The 24,005-nt window shown below is 72.2% G+C and carries 16 protein-coding genes; 5 read left to right on the top strand and 11 right to left on the bottom strand.

What is annotated here, in order from left to right; genetic code table 11:
• Positions 1–54: 54 nt before the first annotated feature.
• Positions 55–891 (top strand): oxidoreductase, encoded by an 837-nt coding sequence (locus RL72_RS11850; RefSeq protein WP_045251057.1) that lies wholly within the window; start codon positions 55–57, stop codon positions 889–891.
• 42 nt (positions 892–933) lie between these two features.
• Here RL72_RS11850 and RL72_RS11845 read toward each other — a convergent pair whose 3' ends face one another.
• Positions 934–1,569 (bottom strand): hypothetical protein, encoded by a 636-nt coding sequence (locus RL72_RS11845; protein WP_045251056.1) that lies wholly within the window; start codon positions 1,567–1,569, stop codon positions 934–936.
• A gap of 32 nt (positions 1,570–1,601) precedes the next feature.
• Positions 1,602–2,216: a TetR/AcrR family transcriptional regulator C-terminal domain-containing protein gene (locus RL72_RS11840; protein ID WP_045251055.1), complete on the bottom strand. Its 615-nt coding sequence runs from the start codon at positions 2,214–2,216 to the stop codon at positions 1,602–1,604.
• A gap of 65 nt (positions 2,217–2,281) precedes the next feature.
• Here RL72_RS11840 and RL72_RS11835 point away from each other — a divergent pair, with 65 nt between their 5' ends.
• Entirely contained in the window at positions 2,282–3,514 is a 1,233-nt protein-coding gene (locus RL72_RS11835; RefSeq protein ID WP_045251054.1) for a beta-ketoacyl-[acyl-carrier-protein] synthase family protein, read from the top strand.
• Between the two features lie 12 nt (positions 3,515–3,526).
• On the opposite strand, the gene RL72_RS11830 is transcribed toward RL72_RS11835, so the two are convergent.
• The gene (locus RL72_RS11830) at positions 3,527–4,438 is read right to left on the bottom strand and encodes a siderophore-interacting protein (protein WP_045251053.1); all 912 of its coding nucleotides are present in this window, start codon (positions 4,436–4,438) and stop codon (positions 3,527–3,529) included.
• A 29-nt stretch (positions 4,439–4,467) separates the two neighbouring features.
• Between RL72_RS11830 and RL72_RS11825 the strand changes: the two genes are divergently transcribed.
• From RL72_RS11825 to RL72_RS11815, 3 genes are all read left to right on the top strand, one after another.
• Complete coding sequence (locus RL72_RS11825; RefSeq protein WP_045251052.1) at positions 4,468–5,328, top strand: ABC transporter ATP-binding protein; 861 nt, start codon at positions 4,468–4,470, stop codon at positions 5,326–5,328.
• Between the two features lie 67 nt (positions 5,329–5,395).
• Positions 5,396–6,415: an ABC transporter substrate-binding protein gene (locus RL72_RS11820; protein ID WP_045251051.1), complete on the top strand. Its 1,020-nt coding sequence runs from the start codon at positions 5,396–5,398 to the stop codon at positions 6,413–6,415.
• 10 nt (positions 6,416–6,425) lie between these two features.
• On the top strand, positions 6,426–8,513 hold the full coding sequence (locus RL72_RS11815; protein WP_045251050.1) for an iron ABC transporter permease: 2,088 nt from the start codon (positions 6,426–6,428) through the stop codon (positions 8,511–8,513).
• A 126-nt stretch (positions 8,514–8,639) separates the two neighbouring features.
• On the opposite strand, the gene RL72_RS11810 is transcribed toward RL72_RS11815, so the two are convergent.
• The 8 genes from RL72_RS11810 to RL72_RS11775 form a co-directional block, all read right to left on the bottom strand.
• Positions 8,640–9,320, bottom strand: coding sequence for a response regulator (locus tag RL72_RS11810; protein ID WP_045251049.1), 681 nt, complete (start codon positions 9,318–9,320; stop codon positions 8,640–8,642).
• On the bottom strand, positions 9,317–12,088 hold the full coding sequence (locus RL72_RS11805; protein ID WP_248700463.1) for an ATP-binding protein: 2,772 nt from the start codon (positions 12,086–12,088) through the stop codon (positions 9,317–9,319). Before RL72_RS11805 ends, RL72_RS11810 begins: the two co-directional genes overlap by 4 nt.
• A 40-nt stretch (positions 12,089–12,128) precedes the next feature.
• Positions 12,129–12,770 carry a potassium-transporting ATPase subunit KdpC gene (gene kdpC, locus RL72_RS11800; RefSeq protein ID WP_045251048.1) on the bottom strand — a complete coding sequence of 214 codons (642 nt, stop codon included), beginning with the start codon at positions 12,768–12,770 and terminating at the stop codon, positions 12,129–12,131.
• A 34-nt stretch (positions 12,771–12,804) separates the two neighbouring features.
• The gene (gene kdpB / locus RL72_RS11795; RefSeq protein WP_045251047.1) at positions 12,805–15,084 is read right to left on the bottom strand and encodes a potassium-transporting ATPase subunit KdpB; all 2,280 of its coding nucleotides are present in this window, start codon (positions 15,082–15,084) and stop codon (positions 12,805–12,807) included.
• Positions 15,081–16,766, bottom strand: coding sequence for a potassium-transporting ATPase subunit KdpA (gene kdpA, locus RL72_RS11790; protein ID WP_045251046.1), 1,686 nt, complete (start codon positions 16,764–16,766; stop codon positions 15,081–15,083). Before kdpA ends, kdpB begins: the two co-directional genes overlap by 4 nt.
• Positions 16,766–16,855, bottom strand: a complete 90-nt coding sequence (locus tag RL72_RS19880; protein WP_045251045.1) for a potassium-transporting ATPase subunit F — start codon at positions 16,853–16,855, stop codon at positions 16,766–16,768. The genes kdpA and RL72_RS19880 overlap by 1 nt, the downstream gene beginning before the upstream one ends.
• A 207-nt stretch (positions 16,856–17,062) precedes the next feature.
• Positions 17,063–21,778, bottom strand: a complete 4,716-nt coding sequence (locus tag RL72_RS11780; RefSeq protein WP_248700462.1) for an NAD-glutamate dehydrogenase — start codon at positions 21,776–21,778, stop codon at positions 17,063–17,065.
• Between the two features lie 99 nt (positions 21,779–21,877).
• Entirely contained in the window at positions 21,878–23,965 is a 2,088-nt protein-coding gene (locus tag RL72_RS11775; RefSeq protein ID WP_052674352.1) for an APC family permease, read from the bottom strand.
• Positions 23,966–24,005: the final 40 nt, after the last annotated feature.

The raw sequence follows: 24,005 nt of genomic DNA, 5'->3' as shown, positions 1-24,005 counted from the left end.
AGAGACCACTGGTCCGATAAGGACGTGGATAAGACGAGAGCGGGAGAGACGGACATGGCAGCGAAGGTCGCATTGGTCACGGGGGCCTCCTCCGGCATCGGGGAGGCGGCTGCGCGACACCTGCGCGACGCCGGGTTCACCGTCTACGCGGCGGCGCGAAGGGTGGACCGGATGGCGCAGCTGCGCGCCGTCGGGATCCATACGATCGCGCTGGACGTGACCGACGACGACTCGGCGCGTGTGGCGGTCGAGCAGATCCTCGCCGAGCAGGGGCGCATCGACGTCCTGGTCAACAACGCGGGATACGGATCGTACGGCGCGCTGGAAGACGTGCCTCTCACCGAGGCGCAGGCGCAGCTCGACGTGAACGTGCTGGGCCTGGCCCGGATGACGCGGCTCGTGACACCGCACCTGCGCGCGCAGCGCAGCGGCAGGATCGTCAACATCTCCTCCATGGGCGGCAACTTCACGACGCCGCTCGGCGCCTGGTACCACGCCAGCAAGTACGCGGTCGAGGCGATCAGCGACGCGCTGCGCATGGAGCTCGCGCCGTTCGGCATCGACGTGGTGGTCGTGCAGCCCGGATCCATCCGCAGCGAGTGGGGTGCCATCGCCGCGGCCAAGGTGCTCGAGACCTCGGGCGACGGCCCGTACCGGGAGCAGGCCGCGGCGGTCGCCAACGCGCTCGGCAACAGCTCGCGACCCGACGCCCGGCTGACGTCCTCGCCCGCGGTCGTCGCGCGGGCGATCGTGCGGGCCGCGACGGCGCGGCGACCGCGCACCCGCTACCGGATCGGATTCGGCGCGAAGCCGCTCGTGCTCGCACACCGGATCCTGCCCGCGCGCGTCTTCGACCTCCTCATCCAGCGCGCGGTGGGCGGCGGGGCCTGACCCGCCGGGCGAAGAGGGCCGCGGTCGCCGTCGGGCCCTCCGTCAGAAGTGCATCTGACGGAAGGTGCCGTACTTGATGAGGATCTCCTCGAGGTCCGGGTCGCCGTCGGGGATCTCGATCCGGATCGTCTTCGAGGATCCGTTCCCCAGGACGATGTCGTTGCCGTTCGAGAAGGTCAGCTTCTCCCAGGGCGCCGACCACACGACGTTCTCGGCGCGGTCGACGGCGCGGGCGCCCGACGCGTCCAGGTCGATGCTCGTCGCTCCGTCGGTCCCCGTGACGACGAAGCGCGCAGGGAACTCGCTGTGCTCCCACTCCTGGAAGTACACCGAGAGGCCGAGCTTCGCCTGCGGCCAGCCGGCGCGGAGGCTGCGACCGATCCGCGAGACGTGGAGCTCCCGCTCGATCGGCTCCCCCTCGGCGTCCGCGCCGCTCACCACGATGCTGCCGCCGACGGGATACGTGAGGCGGAACAGCTCCTCCTGGCGCGTGTCGGAGGCGTCGAGATCGGAGCTCTCGAGGAACGGCTGATCGCCGATCCACCCCTGGCGCACGGTGAAGGTGCGCTTCGTCGCGGAGCGCTTGCGACGAGAGCTCAGCACGCCGAAGACGACGATGCCGATGAGCACCAGCACGCCCGCTGCGAGGAAGATCAGGATCCCGGTGTCATCGTCCACGACCCGCACGCTACCATGAACTGAATCGTCATTCAGTCAATCTCGGATGCGCCTCTGACTGTCAGCGTGCCGGCGAGATCGAGATCGGCCGCCGAGCCCTGCACCCCAGCCTGCGCGAGCAGGGCGCCGCCCAGGGCCGCGCTCCAGAAGGTCCGGGCCTCCTGTGCGATCGGTCGGTCGGCGGTCCAGCCGCGGCTGTCGAGGATGGTGTGCAGGTATCGCTCCGACTGGCGGAACAGCAGCTGCAGATGGCGGTCGATGACGGGGGCGAGCTCGCTCCGCCCGATGCCGAGGGCGAGCGCCCCTGCGACGAGGGGCAGTGACGGGAGGGCGAGCACCACGCGGGCGATGCCGCGGCGGAACGCCTCGGGATCGGCGGCCTGACGTCCGACCCGCTCGACCCGGCGAGTGTCGTGGAGCAGCGCGAGGAACGCCGCGTGCACGAGGAGCGAGTCCTTGGAGCCGAAGTGGTAGGTGATCTGGTTGGGGAAGACGCCGGCGGCCTCCGCGATCTCGGCGACGCTCGGCTGGCCCCCGGATCGCTCCCGGCCCAGCCGTGCGGCGGCCTCGATGATCGTCTGCCGGGTGGAGCGCGTGCGCTCGGTCCGTGGAGTCGACGTGTCGCCCGTCATCGCCTTCCGCGCCATCCCTCGATTGTATGTGATACAAATAGATCCGTTGTTTGTATCGCATACAAGAAGGAGGAGCGCGCATGAGTGGGATCGACGTCGTCGTGACGGGGCTCGGAGCGATCACGCCGCTCGGGGGTGACGTGCGATCGACCTGGGAGGCGCTCCTGGACGGGCGCTCCGGGATCCGCGGCGACGTGCTCGCCGGGACGGAGGATCCGGTGCTGTCCGGGGTGGCGGCCGGCACGATGGCCGTCGATCCGGCGGGCCTTCTCCCCGCGGTGCAGGCCAAGCGGCTGGATCGCTCGCAGCAGGCCGCGCTGGCGGCCGCCGCGGAGGCGTGGGCGGACGCGGGTGCTCCGGTCGTCGACCCGGAGCGGCTCGCTGCCGCGGTGGGCACCGGCATCGGCGGGGTGGGCACCCTCCTGAGCGAGGACGATGTGCGGGAGCGGTCCGGCGCGCGCCGTGTTTCTCCGCGCACCGTGCCGATGCTCATGCCGAACGCCGCGGCGGCCCTCCTGAGCATCGCCTACGGGGCCAGGGCCGGTTCGTACACCCCCGTCTCCGCCTGCTCGTCGGGTGCCGAGGCGATCGCGCTGGGCGCGCGGCTGATCCGGGCCGGGGAGGCCGACGTGGTGATCGCCGGAGGCACCGAGGCGGCGATCACGCCTCTCACGATCGCCGGCTTCCGCCAGGCCCGCTCGCTGTCGCACCATGCCGGCGACCCTGCCTCGGCCTCGCGGCCGTTCGCGAGCGATCGGAGCGGATTCGTGCTCGCCGAAGGGGCGGCGATCCTGGTGCTCGAGAGCGCCCGGCATGCGGCCGCCCGAGGGGCCCGGGTCCACGCGGTGGTCGCGGGCGCGGGGATCGCGGCGGACGCCCATCATCTGACCGCGCCCGCGCCGGACGGCTCGGGGCAGGCCTCGGCCATGCGCAAGGCACTGGCGCAGGCGCGCCTGTCGCCGGCGGAGATCGCGCACGTCAATGCGCACGCCACCGGTACGTCCGTCGGCGACGCCGCGGAGTCGCGCGCGATCCGCGAGGTGTTCGGACGCGTGCCGGTGACCGCCCCCAAGGCGTCCCTCGGACACCTCTTCGGTGCGGCGGGGGCGATCGAGGCGCTCATCGCCGTGCTCAGCGTGGAGCACGGCGTGATCCCGCCGACGCGCAACCTCACGCCCGAGACCGTCGATCCGGAGATCGGCCTCGACGTCGTCACCGATCGGCGCGAGGCCCCGCAGGGAGCGGTGCTCAGCAACTCCTTCGGCTTCGGCGGGCAGAACGTGTCGCTCGTGGTCGCGGCCGCCTCGGCGTGAGCGCGCGGCGGCTCAGGCTGCTTCGGCCCGTCCGCGGCGCCAATAGCCCATGAACGCGATCGAGCGGCGGTCGATCCCCAGGTCGCGCACGAGGTGTCGGCGCAGCGCCGTGATCGTGGACGCCTCGCCGGCGAGCCAGGCGTAGCAGGATCCACTCGCGGCCTCCGGCACCTCCCACAGCACCTCGTCCTCGTGCGGGTCGGCGAGGTCGACGAGCGCTGCGTTCGCGTGCGGGGCGGCCTGCGCGGCCCGCGTCTCGCCCCACGCGTGCACGGCGGCGCTCAGGCGCAGCCCGTGCGGAGTGCCCCCGCGGGCCAGCCAGGTGACGGCGACGCCCGCCGGAGCTGCGAGCGGGAGGGCGTCGGCCTCGGTGGGCACCTCGATGTAGACGGACCCGGTGAGGTGGGCGGGCAGCGATTCGACGATCGCGCAGATCGCGGGCACGGCGGTCTCGTCGCCCGCGATGAGCACGGATCCGGCGTCGCCGGGATTCCACTCCAGACCCCCGGTCTCGTCGGAGCGGGCGTCCGGGCCGACGACCACCAGTGGCGCGCCCGGCGTCGCGGACGACGCCCACGCCGACGCGGGGCCCTCTGTGCCGTGCAGCACGAAGTCGACGTCGATCTCGCGGGCCTCCGGCCGCACCGCGCGGATCGTGTACGTGCGGATCGGATTGCGCTTCTCATCCGGGAGTTCTCGCCAGCGGCGGTACCACTGCATCATCCCGACCGACTCGTCGAACTGGCCGACGTCGGTGAAGGATCCGTCGGGGAGCGGCAGCACGAGTTTGATGCGCTGATCGAGTCCGGCGGTGCCGAAATGGACGAGGTCGGGGCCGGTCAGCGTCAGGCGCAGGAAGTTCGGCGACAGCTGCTCGCGACGGGCGACGGTGGTCCGGTAGGTCCGGTAAGGATGGTGGGGCACTCGTCCAGGATAGGTTAGGCTCCCCTAACATGACGAATCGCAGACAATCCGCCCGGCCTGCGCCGACCCGTCCGACGGGGCTCGTGGCGCACGGTCTGGCCCTCGACTACGGCCGCACGCCCGTCGTGCACGACGTCGCGCTGACGCTGGTCCCCGGTGAGGTGACGGCCCTCATCGGCCCCAACGGGAGCGGCAAGTCCACAGCCCTCCGCGCCATCGCCCGGCTCCATAGGATGCGGTCCGGCACTGTGCGGCTCGGCCCGTCCGGACGCGAGCAGGACGCCGCCGCGCTCGATGCCCGCGAGTTCGCCCGCACCGTGGCGATGCTCTCGCAGTCGCGCCCGCACCCGTCGGGCCTCGAGGTGCGCGACGTCGTCGCGTTCGGGCGTCACCCGCACCGCGGACGGTTCAGCGGCCTGCGCGACGAGGACCGGGCGGCGATCGACCGCGCGCTCGACGTCACGGGCCTGACCGCGATGGGCGCGCGGCCCGTGGACGAGCTCTCCGGCGGCGAGCTGCAGCGCGTCTGGCTGGCCACCGCGCTCGCGCAGGCCACGCCGATCCTGCTGCTGGACGAGCCCACCAACCACCTCGATCTGCGCTACCAGATCTCCACGCTCGACCTCATCCGCGATCTCGCCGATGCCGGCACCGCCCTGGGCGTCGTGCTGCACGACCTGGACCACGCCGCCGCGATCGCCGACCGGATCGTGCTGTTGCACGACGGACGGGTGCGTGCCGACGGCACCCCGGCCGAGGTGCTCACCGGCGAGCACCTGTCGGCGGCCTACGGGCTGCCCATCGACACCGCGATCGATGACGACGGGCGCGTGCGCGTGATCCCGCGCGGACGGCACGGCGTGCGTCGCGTCATCCCGCAGCCCGCCTGATTTCGCCCCCGACGTCGACCGGCCCGACCGGATCCCTGCCCTCGATCGATCCCGACCCTGGAGAACCATGCGCAAGCCCCTCGTCCTCGCCCCGCTGCTCGCCGTGACGGCGCTCGTCCTCGCCGGCTGCGGCACGACCTCCGTCGCAGAACCCCGCGGCGGTACCACCGCGACGACCGCGGAGTGCGCCGCCGACACGAAGACGGCCACCGGACCCGTCACCCTGACCGACGCGATCGGCCGCACCGTGAAGCTCGACAAGCCCGCCGAGCGCGTCGCCGTGCTGGAGTGGCAGCAGGTCGAGGATGCGCTCACCCTCTGCGTGACGCCCGTCGCCGTCGCGGACGCCGCCGGCTACCGGCAGTGGGACACGTCGATCGCGCTCCCCGACGGGGTCGCCGATGTCGGCAAGCGCCAGGAGCCCAATCTCGACGCGCTGTTCGCCACCAAGCCGGATCTCGTCATCGTCGAGGCGCAGACCCGCGACGACGCGATCATCGGGCAGCTGGAGAAGTACGGCGTGCCCGTGCTCGTGACGGTCGGCGCCGACGCGAAGGATCCGCTCCGGCAGCTGCGCGCGACGTTCGACCTGATCGCGCAGGCGACGGGCCGCACCGAACGTGCCGAGGCGGTGACCGCCGAGCTGAACGCGCATCTCGAGACGGCGAAGCAGACGATCGCCGCGGCGAAGCCCGCGAGCACCGACTTCGTCTACATCGACGGCTGGGTCGACGCCGGCACGGTGTCGCTGCGGCGGTTCGGATCCGGGTCGCTGATCGGGGCGATCGGCGCCGAGCTCGGCCTCACCAACGTCTGGAAGGGCGAGACCGATCCCGCGTACGGCCTGGGCAGCACCGACATCGAGGGCATGACCACGATCGGGTCCGCGACCCTGCTGCACACCGGGACGGACGACCCCGACAGCACGAGCTTCATCGCCGCCGCGGAGAAGAACCCGGCCTGGACCACGATCCCGGCCGTGAAGGAGAAGCGCGTCCACGCGTTCCCCACCGGGATCTGGACGTTCGGCGGCCCGCGTTCGGCGGAGCGCATCGCCGACGCCTATGTCGACGTGTTCGGCAAGTGACCCGGATCCGATGAGCGCGATGCGGACGGCGGGGACGACGGAGGCGGCCGAGGCGGGGGCGGATCCGCGGACGACCGGAGAACCGGGCACGAGCCCGGCGACCGGGGTCCGCGCCCGCCTCGGCGTCGTCGGCGTGCTCGTCGTGCTCGCTCTCGCCCTCGTCGCGTCCGCGGGCTGGCACCTCACCCAGGGTACGAGCGGGGCGGTCTGGGCGGAGCCCGAGATCCTGCTCGGCGCACGCGTGCCGCGCCTCGCCGCGGGCATCGCCGTCGGCATCGCCCTGGGCATGGCTGGCCTGCTCATGCAGTCGCTCGCCCGCAACGCGCTCGCCTCCCCCGACACGCTCGGCGTCACGGCGGGCGCCTATCTCGCGATCACCGTCGTCGCCGCCTTCGGGATCTCGCTGCCGTTCTGGGCATCGGGCGTCGTCGCCTTCGCGGGCGGCCTCGCCGCCGCCGTCATCGTGCTGGGCCTCGCCGGCGGATCCGGATCCTCGACGACCCGCCTGGTGCTCGCCGGATCCGCTCTGGCACTGGCCTTCCAGGCCGCGACCTCGGCGCTGCTCATCCTGTTCAGCGAGCAGACCAAGGGCCTGCTCGCCTGGGGCAGCGGGAGCCTGTCGCAGCTCGGGGTCGAGGCGTTCCTGCGGGCTGCGCCGGTGGTCGTCGTGGCGGCCGCCGCCGCGCTCCTGCTCGCCCGGCGACTCGACGTGCTCGCCCTCGGCGACGACCTGGCTTCGAGCCTCGGCGTGCCGATCCGGTCCACGCGGATGCTCGGGATCGTGCTGTCGGTGGTGCTCACGGCGACCGCGGTGACGCTGGCCGGCCCGCTCGGCTTCGTCGGGCTGTGCGCGCCGGTTCTGGCCCGGCTCCTGGTGCGTGTCGTGCCCGGACTCGGCCGGCACGCGCTGCTGCTGCCAACCTCCGGTCTCCTCGGCGCGCTCGTGGTGATCCTCTCCGACGCGCTCCTGCGGCTCATCATCGGCGCGGAGGGCGCGATCGCCGTGCCCACCGGGGTCGCCACGACGCTGCTCGGCGCGGGGGTGCTCGTGGCGATGGCGCGGCGACTGCGCGACTCCGGACCCACACGCCGTCCGCCGTCGATCCGGTTCGGTGTGCGCGGACGACGGCGCTTCGCGATCGTGCTGGCGGTCGCGGCCGTGCTGCTGGGGGCTGCCGTGCTCGCGGGCCTGCTGCTGGGCGCGACCCGGCTGCTCTCCGGCGACGTGCTGCTGTGGCTGCAGGGTCAGGCGCCTCCGCAGATCGCCTTCGCCCTGGACGAGCGCGCGCCGCGCGTGCTCGCCGCGGTCACGGCGGGAGCGGCCCTCGCTCTCGCCGGATGTCTCACGCAGGCCGTCAGCCGCAATCCGCTGGCGGATCCCGGTCTTCTCGGCATCACCGGCGGCGCGGGACTGGGCGCCGTGCTCGTGGTGACCAGCGCGGCGGCGACGACCGCGGGCATGCTCGTGGCGGCCGTCGTGGGGGCGCTCAGCGCCTTCGCCCTCGTGTACCTGCTCTCCTGGCGGGGCGGGCTGGGCGCCGACCGCTTCCTCCTGATCGGGATCGGCGTCTCCTCCGCCGCGGTCGCCCTCACGTCGTTCGTGCTGCTGCGGGCGAGCCCGTTCGACACCCCGAAGATCTACACCTGGCTGAGCGGCACCACCTACGGGCGGATCTGGGAGCAGGTCGTCCCGCTGGCGGTGGTGCTCGCGATCGCGCTGCCGGTCGTGCTCCTGCGGGCGCGGGAGCTGGATCTGCTCGCGCTCGACGAGGACACCCCGCGCCTGCTCGGCGTGCGCCTGGAGCGCTCCCGGCTGCTGATCCTCGCGGTGGCCGCCGTGCTCGCGGCGTTCAGCGTGGTGGAGGTCGGCGTGATCGGGTTCGTGGGCCTGGTCGCCCCGCACGCCGCCCGTGCGCTCGTCGGCGCGCGTCACGCCAGGGTCGTACCGGTGGCGGTGCTGCTCGGCGCGGTGATGGTCGGGGCCGCCGACGCCGTGGGCCGCACCGTGATCGCCCCCGCGCAGCTGCCGGCGGGGCTCGTGGTGGCGCTCCTCGGCGCGCCCTACTTCGTGTGGCTGCTCTGGCGCTCCCGCGCGTGACCTCGGGATCCGAAGCGCCTGCCCTCCGGCCCCTTCCGTCTGTTTGCGTCAAACGGTGGGTTTCAGGCCCCGAACGCCACGGATCGGCGCAAACAGACGGAAGGGAAGGGGCGGCTCGCCCGGGGGTCAGGCCGGATCCAGCACCAGACGGTATCCCATGCCCTGCTCGGTGAGCAGATGCTCCGGAGCGCTGGGGGTGCGCTCGAGCTTCTTGCGCAGCTGCGACAGGTACAGACGCAGGTAGCCGGTGTCGGTGACCTGCTCCGTGCCCCAGATCTCCCGGAGCAGCTCCTGCCGGGTCACGAGCGCCCCGGGGTGGCGGGCGAGGTGCTCCAGGATCTGCCACTCGGTGGGGGTCAGGTGCACCCGGGATCCGTCCCGCGTGACGGCCTTCGCGGCCAGATCCACCTCGACGTCGCCGAACGAGACGGACGACTCGGACGGTGCGCCGCCGCGACGGCGGGCGAGGGCGCGCAGCCGTGCCAGCAGCTCGTCCACCTGGAACGGCTTGGTGACGTAGTCGTCGGCGCCGGCGTCGAGCGCCTCGACCTTGTCGGCGGACCCGGTGCGCCCTGAGACGACGAGGATCGGCACGTCGCTCCATCCCCGCAGGGCCTCGATCACGGCGATCCCGTCGAGCTTGGGCATGCCGAGGTCCAGCAGCACGATGTCGGGGTGCGCCTGCGCGGCCATCGCGATCGCGGCGGCCCCGTCGGGAGCGGCGATGACGTCGTAGCCGTGGGCGGCGAGGGTGATCCGCAGCGCGCGCACGAGCTGCGGATCGTCGTCGGCGACGAGCAGTTTCATCGGGTCCCTCCCTCGTCGTCGGAGCGCGGCTCCCGGTGCGAAGTGCGCAGAGTGTCGTACTCGGCGCCCGGATCCGGCCGAGTACTCACGTCGAGACCAGCATCGTCCAGAGGCAGCGACACCACCATGGTCAGGCCTCCGCCGGGCGTGTCCTCGGCGGTCAGCGTACCGCCCATGCCTTCGGCGAAACCGCGGGAGAGGGCCAGGCCCAGGCCCAGGCCGGTGGTGTTGTCGGTGTCGCCGTGCCTCTGGAACGGCAGGAACGCGCTCTCGCGCTGATCCTCCGGGATGCCCTCGCCGCGATCGGCCACGCGGATCTCGGCCCGCTCGCCGAGCCGGCTCGTCGACACGATCACGCGGTCGCCGGCCGGCGAGTGCCGCACGGCGTTGGTCAGCAGGTTCACCAGCACGCGCTGCAGGAGCACCGGATCCGCGCGCAGCGGCGGGAGCGCCGGGTCCAGGGCGAGCTCGACCTCGTCGGGGCCCAGGGACAGCTCGTCGAGCGCCGACACGACGCCGCCGCCCGCGTCGACCCGACCGAGCGAGACCGCCAGCACGCCGGCCTGCACGCGGCTCACATCGAGCAGATCGGTGACGAGGCGCGACAGCGTGGCGAGGCTCTCGTCGGCGGTCTCGACGAGTTCCGCGCGGTCCTCGGCGGAGAGCCGGTGGGCGCCGCGCAGCCCGCCGACGGCGGCGACGGCCGCGGCCAGGGGACGGCGCAGATCGTGGCTGAGCGCCGAGAGCAGGGCGCTGCGCACCTGGTCGGTCTCGGCGAGCACGGCGGCCTCCTTCGCCGTCTCGCGCAGGTCGGTGTGCTCGATCGCCGCGGCGAGCTGCGCGACGATCGCGTCGAGCAGGCGCCGGCCCGCGGCGTCGAGGTCTCCGCCGTGCAGCTCGAGGATCGCCCGCGGGCGCCCGTCCGCAGCGGTGCCGACCGGCACGGTCTCCACACGCGGCGGCCGCGGGGGCTGGGCTCCGTCCGCCGTCGCGGACGCGCCCGCCGTCGCGGTGGTCGTCCGCGCCTCCGGCCCGTGCGCGTCGTGCGCCGCGTGCTCCGGGTCTCCTCCGGGGACGTTGCCGCCGAGGGGTTCGCCGTCGACCGCGAGCACGTCGCCGTCGGGGGAGAGCAGCCGGATCCCGCTCAGTCCGAACGCCTCGCGCGCGCGGGCGACGAGCGCCGTCGGGGCACTGTCGCCGCGGAGCACGTTGCCGGCCACGGCGGCGAGCAGCTCGGCCTCGCCCGAGGCGCGCTGCGCGGCGCGGGCACGTCGGGCGGCCTGGTCCACGACGATGCTCACGAGCACCGCGATCACGACGTAGAGGACGAGTGCGAGGGCGTGCAGCGGATCCGCGATCGTCACCGTGAACAGCGGCTCGACGAAGAGGAAGTCGAGGGTGAATCCGCTCAGCACCGCCGCGAACAGCGCGGGCCGCAGGCCGCCGATGAGCGCGACCACGACGACGAGCAGCTGGTAGCTGAGCACGTCGGAGGTGATGGATCCCGGTGCTTTGAGCGAGAACAGCAGCCAGGACAGCAGCGGCCCGCCGATGAGCGCGACCGCGAAGCCGATGAGCTGGCGCCGCCAGCCCAGGGCGCCGCCGCGGATCGTCGGGAGCGGCCCGCGCCGGCCCGCCGCCGAGTGGGTGACGATGTGCACGTCGATGTCGCCGGAGCGGCGGATGATCTCGGCGCCGATGCCCGGCCCGGTGAGCGCGGCCGAGAGGCGACTGCGCCGGCTGACGCCGATGACGAGCTGGCTGGCGTCGACCGACTGCGCGAACTCGACGAGCGTGCCGGCCACGTCGTCGCCGACGAGCTGGTGGTAGCTGCCGCCGAGCGACTCCACGAGACCGCGCTGCTGCGTGAGGGCGCCGGGACGGTCGCCGCGCAGGCCGTCCTGCGTGGTGACGTGCACCGCGAGCAGCTCGCCGCCGGCCGAGCGGGCCGCGATCCGCGCGCCGCGACGCAGCAGCGTCTCGCCCTCCGGCCCTCCGGTGAGGGCGACGACCACGCGTTCGCGGGTCTGCCAGGCACTGTCGATGCCGTGCTGGCTGCGGTAGCTGCGCAGGGCGCTGTCGACCTCGTCGGCGAGCCAGAGCAGGGCGAGCTCGCGGAGGGCGGTGAGGTTCCCCAGACGGAAGTAGTTCGACAGGGCCGCGTCGATCCGCTCGGCCGGATACACCTGCCCGGCGGAGAGCCGGTCGCGCAGGGTCTGCGGGGCGAGGTCGACGACCTCCACCTCGTCGGCGTCGCGGATCACCTCGTCGGGCACGGTCTCCTGCTGCACGACGCCGGTGATCTTCTCCACGACCGCGTTCAGCGACTCGATGTGCTGCACGTTCACCGTGGTGATCACGTCGATGCCCGCGTCGAGCAGCTCCTGCACGTCCTGCCAGCGCTTGGCGTTGCGGGATCCGGGTGCGTTCGTGTGCGCCATCTCGTCGATCAGGGCGAGCTCGGGGCGGCGGGCCAGCACGGCGTCGAGATCGAGCTCGTCGAGCTGCACGCCGCGGTGCGACACGATCCGGCGCGGCACCTGCTCGATGCCCTGCGTCTGCGCGAGAGTCGCGGCGCGGCCGTGCGTCTCCACGACGCCGATCACGACGTCGCGTCCGAGCTCGTCCAGACGCCTGCCCTCGCCGAGCATCTCGTAGGTCTTGCCCACGCCGGGCGCGGCGCCGAGCAGCACGCGCAGGCGTCCCCGCGCGGACCCGCCCTCTCGCCGCCGCTCGGCCATCGCCGACACCCCTTCGCTCACCGACATGCCGGCCTGCTCACCGACCCTCGCGCATCGACCCGGATCCTCATCGCGGCAGGGCGTCCAGCGCCTGGTTCAGCTCGAGGACGTTCACCCGCGCCGTGCCCAGGAAGCCGAGGTCGCGCGTCTGAATCCTAGACTCCACCAGGCGGCGCACGGCGGACGCATCGAGGCCGCGCGCCTCGGCGACCCGGTTCACCTGCAGCAGGGCGTAGGCCGGGCTGATCTGCGGATCCAGTCCGGAGCCCGATGCGGTGACGGCGTCGGCGGGCACCGCCGATTCGGCGACGTGCTCGCGGGCCGCGATCGCCGCACGGCGCTCGGAGATCCCCTTCACCAGATCGGGGTTGTTCGGTCCGAGGTTGCTGCCCCCGGACGCGGTCGGGTCGTAGCCGTCCTTGCCGGCCGCCGAGGGCCGCGGCTGGAAGTACTGCGGCAGGGCATCGCCCTTAGAATCGGTGAACGACTGGCCGACGAGGGTGCTGCCGACCGGGGCGGAGCCGCCGGTCCATCCGCCGGTCGGCGCGCCCTTGGCGTCGACGAGCGAGCCGTTCGCCTGCCAGGGCAGGGCGAGCTGGCCGATGCCCGTGACCACGAGCGCGTAGCCGACGCCGAGGACGAGGGTGAGCACGAGCATCGCGCGGACGGCGACGCCGGTGACGCGGACGGTGCCGCGGAGGTTCGACATGGGAGGTGCCTTTCGGGAGGGCCGCCGGACCGGCTCAGAAGCCGGGGATCAGGGCGACGAAGAGGTCGATGATCTTGATGCCGACGAACGGCAGGATGACGCCGCCGATCCCGTAGATCAGCAGGTTGCGCTGCAGGATCTGCGCGGCGCTCGCCGGCCTGTAGGCGACGCCCCGCAGAGCGAGCGGGATGAGGAAGACGATCACGATCGCGTTGAAGACGATCGCGCTCGTGACGGCGGACGCGGGGGAGTGCAGCTGCATGATGTTCAGCGCGGCGAGGCCGGGGAACGCGCCCATGAACATCGCGGGGATGATCGCGAAGTACTTGGCGATGTCGTTCGCGAGCGAGAACGTCGTGAGCGCCCCGCGGGTGATCAGCAGCTGCTTGCCGATCCGCACGATGTCGATCAGCTTGGTCGGATCCGAGTCGAGGTCGACCATGTTCCCGGCCTCTTTGGCGGCCGAGGTGCCGGTGTTCATCGCGACGCCGACGTCGGCCTGCGCGAGCGCCGGGGCGTCGTTCGTGCCGTCGCCCGTCATCGCGACGAGGCGGCCGCCCTCCTGCTCGCGCCGGATGAGGGCGAGCTTGTCCTCGGGCGTGGCCTCGGCGAGGTAGTCGTCGACCCCGGCCTCGGCGGCGATGGCCTTCGCCGTGAGCGGGTTGTCGCCCGTGATCATCACGGTGCGGATGCCCATGCTGCGCAGCTCCTGGAAGCGCTCGGACAGGCCCTCCTTCACGACGTCCTTGAGGTGCACGACGCCGAGGATCCGGGTGCCTCCCTCGGTCGACGACCTCGGGGCGCTGACCGCCACCATGAGCGGAGTGCCGCCCGACGCGGCGATCTCGTCGGCGAAGCGCGCGGCCTCGGCGGCGGCCGCCGCGCCGGTCCCTGAGGCCGCCGCGCCGGTCCCTGAGGCCCCCGCGCCGGTCCCTGAGCCTGTCGAAGGGCCCTCCGACTCGATCCAGGCGCGGATCGCGGATCCTGCCCCCTTGCGGATCTGCGTCCCGTCGGCGAGATCCACCCCGCTCATGCGGGTCTGCGCGGTGAACGGCACGGTCTCGGCGCCCTCGGGAGCGGCGACCACGATGCCGCGGCCCGCGGCGAGCTCGACGATCGAGGCGCCCTCCGGTGTGGGGTCAGCGAGCGACGACAGGGCCGCCGCGTGCAGCAGCTCGTCGGCGGTGACGCCCTCGACCGGGCGCACGTCGGTCGCGCGCCGGTTGCCGTACGTGATGGTGCCGGTCTTGTCGAGCAGGAGCGTGGTGACGTCGCCCGCCGCCTCGACCGCACGGCCGGACATCGCGAGCACGTTGCGCTGCACGAGCCGGTCCATGCCCGCGATGCCGATCGCGCTGAGCAGCGCGCCGATCGTGGTCGGGATGAGGCACACGAGCAGGGCGATGAGCACGGGGACGCTCACGGGGGACGCGGAATACGACGCGATCGGATTCAGCGCCAGCACGACCACGAGGAAGACGATCGACAGGCTCGCGAGCAGGATGTTGAGCGCGATCTCATTGGGGGTGCGCTGCCGGTCCGCGCCCTCGACGAGGGCGATCATGCGGTCGACGAAGGTCTCGCCCGGCTTCGACGTGATGCGCACCACGATGCGATCCGACAGCACCCGGGTGCCACCGGTGACGGCACTGCGGTCGCCGCCCGATTCGCGCACCACCGGGGCGCTCTCGCCGGTGATCGCGGACTCGTCGACCGTGGCGATGCCGGCGATGATGTCGCCGTCGCCGGGGATCGGCTCGCCCGCCGCGACGAGCACGACGTCGTCGCGGTGCAGTTCGCTCGAGGCGACCTCCTCGGTCGCGGCGCGGACCGCATCCGGGTCGGCGGCGGGGTCGTAGCCGACCACGCGCCGGGCCATCGTGCTGGTGCGCGTCTTGCGCAGCGTCGCCGCCTGCGCCTTGCCGCGTCCCTCCGCGACCGACTCGGCGAGGTTCGCGAAGAGCACCGTGAGCCAGAGCCAGACCGCGATCGACCAGGTGAATCCGCTCGGCGCGGGGGTGCCGCCGGATGCGGCGGCGCCCGGGCCGAGGAACGGCTCGGCGATCGCGAGCACCGTGGTGAGCGCGGCGCCGGCCCAGACGAGCAGGATCACGGGGTTGCGCAGCAGCGTCGCCGGGTTCAGCCTGCGCAGTGCGCCGGGGAGCGCCTGCACGAGCTGGCTCCAGCCGAAGGCGCGCTGCGGGCGCTCGGTCGCTGAGGCTCTCGAAGCGGCCGGCCCGGCGTTCGTCCCTTCGAGATCCTCGGGGAACGGGGTGGGTTCCGGGGCCGGGGTGGTCTTGAACAGGGCGTTCATCGGACGAGTCCTTCTGCGAGCGGCCCGAGCGTGAGCACGGGGAAGTAGGTGAGGGCGGTGACCACGACGGAGACCGCGATGAGAAGCCCGACGAACTGCGGGCGGTGGGTGGGGAGCGTGCCCGCGGTCTCGGGCACGTGCTGCTGCTGGGCCAGGGATCCGGCCAGGGCCAGCACGAACACGATCGGGACGAAGCGTCCGAGCAGCATCGCCGCGCCGAGCGCCGTGTTGAGCCACGGCGTGTTCGCGGTGAGCCCGGCGAAGGCGGATCCGTTGTTGTTGGCCGCCGAGGTGAAGGCGTAGAGCACCTCGCTCAGTCCGTGCGGGCCCGGGTTCAGGATCGACGTCTTCTCGACGTCGCTGCGGATGCCGGGGATCGCGAAGCTCAGGGCGGTGCCGGCGAGCACGAGGGTCGGCGTCACCAGGATGTACAGGCTGGCGAGCTTGATCTCGCGCGGGCCGAGGCGCTTGCCCAGGTACTCCGGGGTGCGCCCGACGAGCAGCCCGCCGACGAACACGGCGATCACGGCGAGGATGAGCATGCCGTACAGGCCGGATCCGACGCCGCCCGGGGCGACCTCGCCGAGCATCATGTTGATCATCGGCATCATGCCGCCCAGAGGCGTGAACGAGTCGTGCATCGCGTTGACGGCGCCCGTGGACGTGAGCGTGGACGCGGTGCCGAAGAGCGTGGATCCGAGGATCCCGAACCGTTGCTCCTTGCCCTCCATGGCCGAGCCCGCCAGCTGCGTGGCGGTGCCGCCGCCGCCGAGCTCCAGGGCGCTGAGGGCCACGAGCGACACGAGGAAGATCGTGCCCATCACCGCGGCGATCGCGTAGCCCTGGCGGTGGTCGCCGACCATGCGGCCGAACGTGCGCGGCAGGGCGAACGGGATCGCGAGGATGAGGACGATCTCGAGCAGGTTGGTCCACGGCGTCGGGTTCTCGAAAGGGTGGGCCGAGTTGGCGTTGTAGAACCCTCCGCCGTTGGTGCCGAGCAGCTTGATCGCCTCCTGCGAGGCGACGGGCCCGCCGGGGATCGACTGCGCCGTACCGGCGAGCGTGTGCACCTCGGTGAAGCCGGACAGGCTCTGCACCGCTCCGCCCGCGATGAGGGCGAGTGCCGAGAGCACCGCGAGGGGAAGCAGCAGGCGGATCAGGCCGCGGATGAGGTCGACCCAGAAGTTGCCGATCGTGGCGCTGCCGCGACGGGCGAAGCCGCGCACGAGGGCGATCGCGATCGCGATGCCGACCGCGGCCGAGGTGAAGTTCTGCACGGCGAGGCCCGCGAGCTGCACGAGGTGGCCCATGGTCTGCTCGGGCGAGTACGACTGCCAGTTGGTGTTGGCGACGAACGACGCGGCCGTGTTGAACGCGAGCCCCTCGGGCACCGCGGGCAGGCCCAGCGAGAGCGGGAGTACCTGCTGCACGCGCTGCAGCAGGTACAGCAGCAGCAGGCCGACCACGGAGAACGCGAGGACGCTGCGGGCGTAGGCGCGCCAGGTCTGCTCCGACGACGGATCCACGCCGATGAGGCGGTAGAGGCCGCGCTCCACGCGCAGATCCCTGGCCCCGGTGTAGACCCGTGCCATGTAGTCGCCGAGCGGGCGGTACAGGAGCACGAGGACGGCGATGAGGGTGGCGGCCTGGAGCACGCCCAGCCAGATGTCCGCGGCGCCCATCAGAACTTCTCCGGGGCGACGAGGGCGACCACGAGGTAGCCGATCGCGACGACCGCGAGGGCGGCCGCGATGATCTCGATGACGATCACAGCTTCTCCACCCCTCGGGCGATCAGCGCGACCAGGGCGAACAGCGCGAGCGTTCCCGCGACGTAGATGATGTCGAGCACGGATCCGATCGAACCGGGTCCGTCACCGCGGGAACGGCGTCCTCACGGATTCCCTACGGCTCCCCGCCGGATCCATACGGCCTGCCGACGGACGCGGGCGGGAGCGGCCCGCGAAACGCCGATGCCGTCAGCGCACGAGCGAGCGCAGCCGCCGCAGCGCGACGGACAGCACGGCGATGCCGGGGTGGGGGACCGCGGAGGCCGCCGCGAGCGCGGCGGCGGCCCGCTGCGCCGTGCTGCCGCCGCCTTCGAGCCACCGGGCGTACCGCCGGTCGAGCTCGACGTCGCCCGCATGGGTCTGCACCGAGGCGGTCAGGTCCACGAGCACGGCGTACAGGTCGTCGCGCAGGGACGCGCGGGCCATCGACTGCCAGCTGTCGTCCTGCGGGAGCTCCGAGACGCTGGTGAGCAGGTCGTCGAACCGGATCTCCCCGGAGAGCAGGAAGTAGGTGCGCGCGACGTCCTCGAGATCCCACCTCCTGGCCTGGGCGAGCTCGATCACGTCGAGCAGTCGCAGCGCCTCGAGCAGCCGGGCGCCGCGATGCGCGAGATCCTCGGGCACTCCCGCGGCGGCGAGCGCCGCCTGCCGTGCCGCGAACTGAGCCGCCTCGTCTCCGTGGAAGAACCCGGCGAGCCGTTCGGACAGGATCCGCACCGGCTCGGCGAACCGGGCGATCTCCGCACCGATGTCGACGCCCTCCGAGCGGTGCTGCACGAACCAGCGCGCCGCACGGTCGAGCAGTCGCCGGAAGTCCAGGTACAGCCGGGTCTGGGTGGCGGTGTCGACGAGGTTGTCGGTGGCCTCGACGGCGACGACGAATCCGCGAAGGTCGAAGATCTCCCGTGCCGCGACGTAGGCCCGGGCGATCTGCTCGGCGGTGGCGCCGGTCTCGGCGGCCGCGCGGTCGGCGAACGTGATCCCGCCGCGGTTGACCATCGAGTTCACGACCGTGTTCACGATGATCTCGCGGCGCAGCGGATGCTCGGCGAGCCGCTCGGCGAACCGCTCGCGCAGGGCGCTCGGGAAGTACTCCGCGAGCGTTCCGGCGAACCACGGGTCGTCCGCGAGGTCGGTCGCGGCCAGGTCCGTCTTGAGCGCGAGCTTGGCGTACGCGACGAGCACCGCGAACTCCGGACGGGTCAGGCCCTCGCCGGCCTCCACACGCTCCTGGACAGCGAGCCGGTCCGGCAGGAACTCGATGTCGCGGTCGAGTTCGTCGCGCGCCTCCAGGCTCTCCATCAGCCGCTCGTGCACGGGCAGCATGATCGCGGCGTTGGCGCGGGAGTTGCCGAGCAGCACGTTCTGCTCGTAGTTGTCGCGCAGCACCTGCACCGCCACCTCGTCGGTCATCGACGCGAGCAGGGCGTTGCGGTCCTCGATGCTCAGCACGCCCTCGCGCACGAGCGCGCCGAGGAGGATCTTGATGTTGACCTCGCGGTCGGAGGTGCCCACGCCGGCGGAGTTGTCGATGGCGTCGGTGTTGATCTGCACGCCCGCATGTGCCGCCTCGATGCGGCCCCGCTGGCTGACGCCGAGGTTGCCGCCCTCCCCGACCACCCGCACCCGGAGGTCGCGTCCGTCGACGCGGATCGCGTCGTTCGCCCGGTCGCCGATCTCCGCGTGCGACTCGGTCGAGGCCTTCACGTAGGTGCCGATGCCGCCGTTCCACAGCAGATCCACCGGGGCGAGCAGCACGGCGCGCTTGAGCTCGTTCGGGGTGAGCGCCACCACGGCGTCATCGAGCCCGAGCGCCGCGCGCAGCTGCGGCGACACCGGGATCGACTTGGCGCTGAGCGGGAAGGCGCCGCCTCCCGCGGAGATCAGCGCGGGGTCGTAGTCGCCCCAGGACGAGCCGGGCAGCCGGAACAGCCGCAGCCTCTCCGCGAAGGACGCGGCGGGATCCGGATCCGGGTCGACGAAGACGTGACGATGGTCGAACGCCGCGATGAGGCGGATGTGCTCGGAGAGCAGCATGCCGTTGCCGAACACGTCGCCGGACATGTCGCCGATGCCGACGACGGTGAAGTCCTCGGTCTGCGTGTCGTGGCCCAGCTCCCGGAAGTGCCGTTTCACCGACTCCCACGCGCCGCGGGCCGTGATGCCCATCGCCTTGTGGTCGTAGCCGACGGAGCCGCCCGAGGCGAAGGCGTCGTCGAGCCAGAAGCCGTACTCCTGGGAGATGCCGTTCGCGATGTCCGAGAACGTGGCGGTGCCCTTGTCGGCGGCCACGACGAGATACGGGTCGTCGCCGTCCTTGCGCACGACGCGATCGGGCGCGACGATCCCGGCTCCGATGCGGTTGTCGGTGAGGTCCAGCAGCCCGCGGATGAAGGTCCGGTATGCGGCCTTGCCCGCCTCCAGCCAGGCCCCGCGGTCGGCGGCCGGGTCGGGCAGCCGCTTGCCGACGAACCCGCCCTTCGAACCGGTCGGCACGATCACGGCGTTCTTGACCATCTGCGCCTTGACCAGCCCGAGCACCTCGGTGCGGAAGTCCTCGCGTCGGTCGCTCCAGCGCAGGCCGCCGCGGGCGACCGCGCCGAAGCGCAGATGCACGCCCTCGACCTCGGGGGAGTAGACCCAGATCTCGACCATCGGCCGCGGCGCCGGAAGATCCGGCACCCGCTTGCTGTCCAGCTTCATCGACACCCACGGCTTCGGATGCCCCTCGGCGTCGCGCTGGAAGAAGTTGGTGCGCAGGGTCGCGTCGATCACGCCGAGGAACGCGCGCAGGATGCGGTCCTGGTCGAGGCTCGCGACACCGTCCAGCCCCTGGAGCACGCCCTCGCGGATGCGCGCCTCCGCGGCAGGGTCGGCCGTGTCGGGGTCGAAGCGCGCGGCGAACAGCTGCACCAGCGACACCGCGATGGCCGGGTTCGTGATCAGGGCCTGATCGATGTAGCCCGTCGAGAACGCGGATCCGATCTGCTGCAGGTAGCCGCCGATCGCGCGCAGGATGACGATGTCGCGCCAGTCCAGGCCGGCGTGCACGACCAGGGCGTTGAGGTTGTCGTTCTCCGCGGCGCCCGTCCAGATCGCCAGGAACGCGTCCTCGAACTGCGCCGCCCGCCTCTCGTCGCCCCACAGAGACGCGTCAGGCAGCCGCAGGCCGAAGTCGGAGATGTGCCGCCGGCTGCCGTCCGCGAGGGAGACGGTGTGCGGGCGGTCGTCGACGACCTCGACGCCGAGCGCGGTGAGCATGGGCAGCACCTCGGCGAGCGGGCGCGGATCCACGCTGACAACGGTCAGGAAGCGCTGCGCCGGGTCGTCGCCCTCCGCGTACAGGTGCACGGCGACCCCGCCGGACGCGTCGAGCCGCTCCAGGCGCTCCACGTCGCCGACGGCCTCCTCGGGAGTCGCGAACTCCTTGTACGACTCCGGGAACGCCGCGCTGTAGCGGGCGTGCAGGCTCCCGGCGGTCTCCTCGTCGTACGCGCTGTGCAGGGCGTCGACGAACTCCGAGTCCCAGGTGCGCAGGGCGGCCGCGAGGCGCGCGTCGAGGTCGGCGGGATCGACCGCCGGGATATCGCGATCCTTCGGCATCCGCATCACCACGTGCAGCTGAGCGAGCGGCGACTCGCCCACCTTCGCCGTGTACTCGAGGGCGTCGACGCCGTAGGCGTCCTTCAGCAGCGCCTCGATCCGCAGCCGCACGGGGGTGTTGTAGCGGTCGCGCGGCAGCAGGACCAGCGCCGACACGAACCGGCCGAACTCGTCGCTACGCGCGAAGATCGCCGCGCCCCGGCGTTCGCGCAGCCGGCCGATCCGGGTGGCGACGGCGAGCAGGTGCTCCGGCGAGTCCTGGAACAGCTCGTCGCGGGGGTAGTCCTCGAGGATCTGCTCCAGCTCCTTGGCCGAGTGCGACCCCGGCGCGTGCCCGGAGGCCGCCAGCACCGCGGTCACCTTCGCGGCGACGATCGGCAGCGCGGTCACGGAGGAGGCGTAGGTGATGGACGTGAACAGCCCCAGGAAGCGGTGCTCCCCGGTCACGTTCCCCGCCTCGTCGAACGAGCGCACACCGATGTAGTCGAGGTATACGGGCCGGTGCACGGTGGATCGGGAGTTGGCCTTCGTGATGGTCAGGATCCGCGGCTCGTGCGCGGTCGCGCGGGCCTCGGGCCGCAGATGGACGACGCGGCTCGGCGCGTCGCGGAGGATGCCGAGGCCGGTGTCGTCGATGGGGCGGAGCACGTCCTCCCCGTCGATCGCGTCGAGCGCGTAGGCGCGGTAGCCGAGGAACGTGAAGTGGTCGTCGGCGAGCCAACTCAGGAACTCCGTGCTGCGGGCGATCTCCGCGGGAGCGGCGGTCGGCGGCGGGGACGTGCGCAGCGCGGTGACGATGTCGAGGCAGGTGCGTCGCAGTACGCCCCAGTCGGCGACCGCGGCGTGCACGTCGGCGACGACGGAGAGGATCCGGGAGCGCAGCGCCTCGCGCTGCTCGGCCGTCGGGATCCGGTCGGTCTCGAGGTGCATCCACGACTCGGACCGGCCGCCCAGGCCGCCGACCTCGAGGATCCCGCCCTCGTCGTCGCGGCGGACGGCCACCACCGGATGCAGGAGCAGGTGGACGGTCGGGCCCTCCTCGGCGACGGCGGCGGCGACCGAGTCGACCAGGAAGGGCACGTCGTCGGTGCAGATCTGCACGATCGTCCGGCGCGACGTCCAGCCGTTCTCCGCGACGGTCGGCGTGAACACGGCCACGCGCGTCTCGCCGGCACGGCGGCCCTCGGCGAGGTCGATCATCGCGCTCAGGGCCCCGGTGACGTCGCGGGGATCCCGGTCCTCCAGCCCGTCCTGCGGGAGCCTGCTGCGGAGCCGGTCGATCAGGGCACTGGTCTCGGGCATCATCGTCCTTCCGCCGCCGCGCGGTGGTCGTTCACCCGCGGTCAGCCCGAGTGTCCCGCCGGGCGGGGCGTCATGTCAACGGCCGACCCGGGCGGGCGCTCAGCCCTTCTCGGGCGGTCCGGCGGGGCGCTGCACGCGGCGGGCGGCCTTGGAGTCCTCGCCGCCGTAGAGCGGCACAGGGCGGCCTGCACGCTGCTGGCCGGGCACCGGGCGCGACCGGCGGCCGTAGATGAGCTCGGACGAGTCGAGCAGCCACGGGACGAGCGTGATCGTCACGCCGTGCACGAGCATCAGCTGGTTCGCCACACGGCGGGCGCGGCGGTTGTGCAGGATCGACTCCCACCAGTGGCCGACGATGTACTGCGGCAGGTACACGGTGACCACGGCGGGGCCGTGCTTCTGCCGGTACTTGTTGATGTACGCCTCCACGGGCGCCGCATAGTGGCGGAAGGGCGACTCCACGATCACGAGCGGGATCGGGATCCGGTGCTCCTGCCAGTCCTTCTGCAGCTGCACGCCGTCCTCCGGGTTGGCGGCCACGTGCAGGGCGATCGTCTTCTGGTGCTTCGCCGCGATCGCGTAGTCGATCGCCTTGATCACCGGCTTCTGCAGGCGGTTGACGAGGATGATCGCGACGTCGCCCTCGGATCCGAAGTGGGTCGTGTCGTCGATCGCGATCTCGTGCTCGACGTCGCGGTAGTAGCGCTTCACGCCCATCATGAGCAGGGCGAGGAGCGGGATCGCGATGAAGACCATCCACGCGCCGTGGGTGAACTTCGTGATCGTGACGATCACGAGCACGGCGATCGTCAGCGAGGCGCCGAGCGAGTTGATCACGAGGCCCGTGTACGCCGTGCGCCGCACGGGCAGCGCATCCTTCACGCTCATCGACTTGGTGCTGCGCAGCAGCGCCTTCCAGTGCCTCACCATGCCGACCTGGCCCAGCGAGAACGACACGAACACGCCGATGATGTACAGCTGGATGAGGTTCGTCAGGTTCGCCTGGAACAGCACCAGCACGCCGATCGCGGCGATGCCGAGCACGATCATGCCGTTGGAGAAGACGAGGCGGTCGCCGCGCGTGTTCAGCGCCTTGGGGGCGTAGCCGTCGCGCGCGAGCACGGCGCCGAGCAGCGGGAAGCCGTTGAACGCGGTGTTGGCCGCGAGCAGCAGGACGCACGCGGTCGCCGCCTGGATGATGAAGAAGGGCAGGGAGCCGCCGCCGAACACGGCCGACGCGATCTGGGCCATGAGGCTCTGCTGCGGCTGGCCGCACGCGTAGCCGACGAGGTCGCGGCACGGGTCCTCCGCGTAGTGCACCTGCGTGATGAGGCCGAGCGCGGTGAGGCCGGTGAACAGCAGGATCGCGATGCCGCCCATCATGGCGAGCGTCGCCTGCGCGTTGCCGATCTTCGGGATCCGGAACGCCTGCACGCCGTTCGACACGGCCTCGACGCCGGTCAGGGCGGAGCAGCCGCTCGAGAAGGCGCGCAGCACCAGCAGGATCACGGCGGCGTTCGCGAGCTGATCGCCGTGCATCGCGTACTGCGAGCTCTCGGCGATCGGCACATCGCCGAGGAAGGTGCGCACGAGACCCGTGACGATCATCACGGCGACGGATCCGATGAAGATGTAGGTCGGCACCGCGAAGAACGTCGACGCCTCGCGCACGCCGCGCAGGTTCACGATCACAATGAGGATCACGAAGCCCACGGCGAGCTCGACGCGGAAGGGATCGAGCTGGGGGACCGCGGAGATGATGTTGTCGACGCCCGAGGCGATCGACACCGACACGGTGAGGATGTAGTCCACCAGCAGTGCGGCGGCCACGACGACGCCGGGGATCTCACCGAGGTTCTTCGAAGCGACCTCGTAGTCGCCTCCGCCGGAGGGGTAGGCCTGGATGAGCTTGCGGTAGCTCAGCACGATCACGATCAGCAGCAGCACGACGGCTGCCGCGACCCACGGGGCGAACGCGAGGAACGCCAGCCCGCCGATGCCCAGAGTCATCAGCATCTCCTGGGGGCCGTAGGCCACGGAGGAGAGCGCGTCGGATGCGAAGATCGGCAACGCCATCCGCTTCGGGAGGAGCTGCTCGTTCGCCTTCTCTGTGCTGAGCGGCTCGCCGAGCAGGATGCGTTTGGCTACCTGCGGGGCGTCGGCGCTCTCACGGCTGTCATTTGCCACGAGCGGCTAAATTACGCCTGGAACGGGGCCGATGCAATTT

It is taken from the genome of Microbacterium azadirachtae, assembly GCF_000956545.1.
Taxonomy (GTDB): Bacteria; Actinomycetota; Actinomycetes; order Actinomycetales; family Microbacteriaceae; genus Microbacterium; species Microbacterium azadirachtae.
The sequence above is the reverse complement of the archived record's forward strand: the minus strand, read 5'-3'. Positions and strand labels throughout refer to the sequence as shown.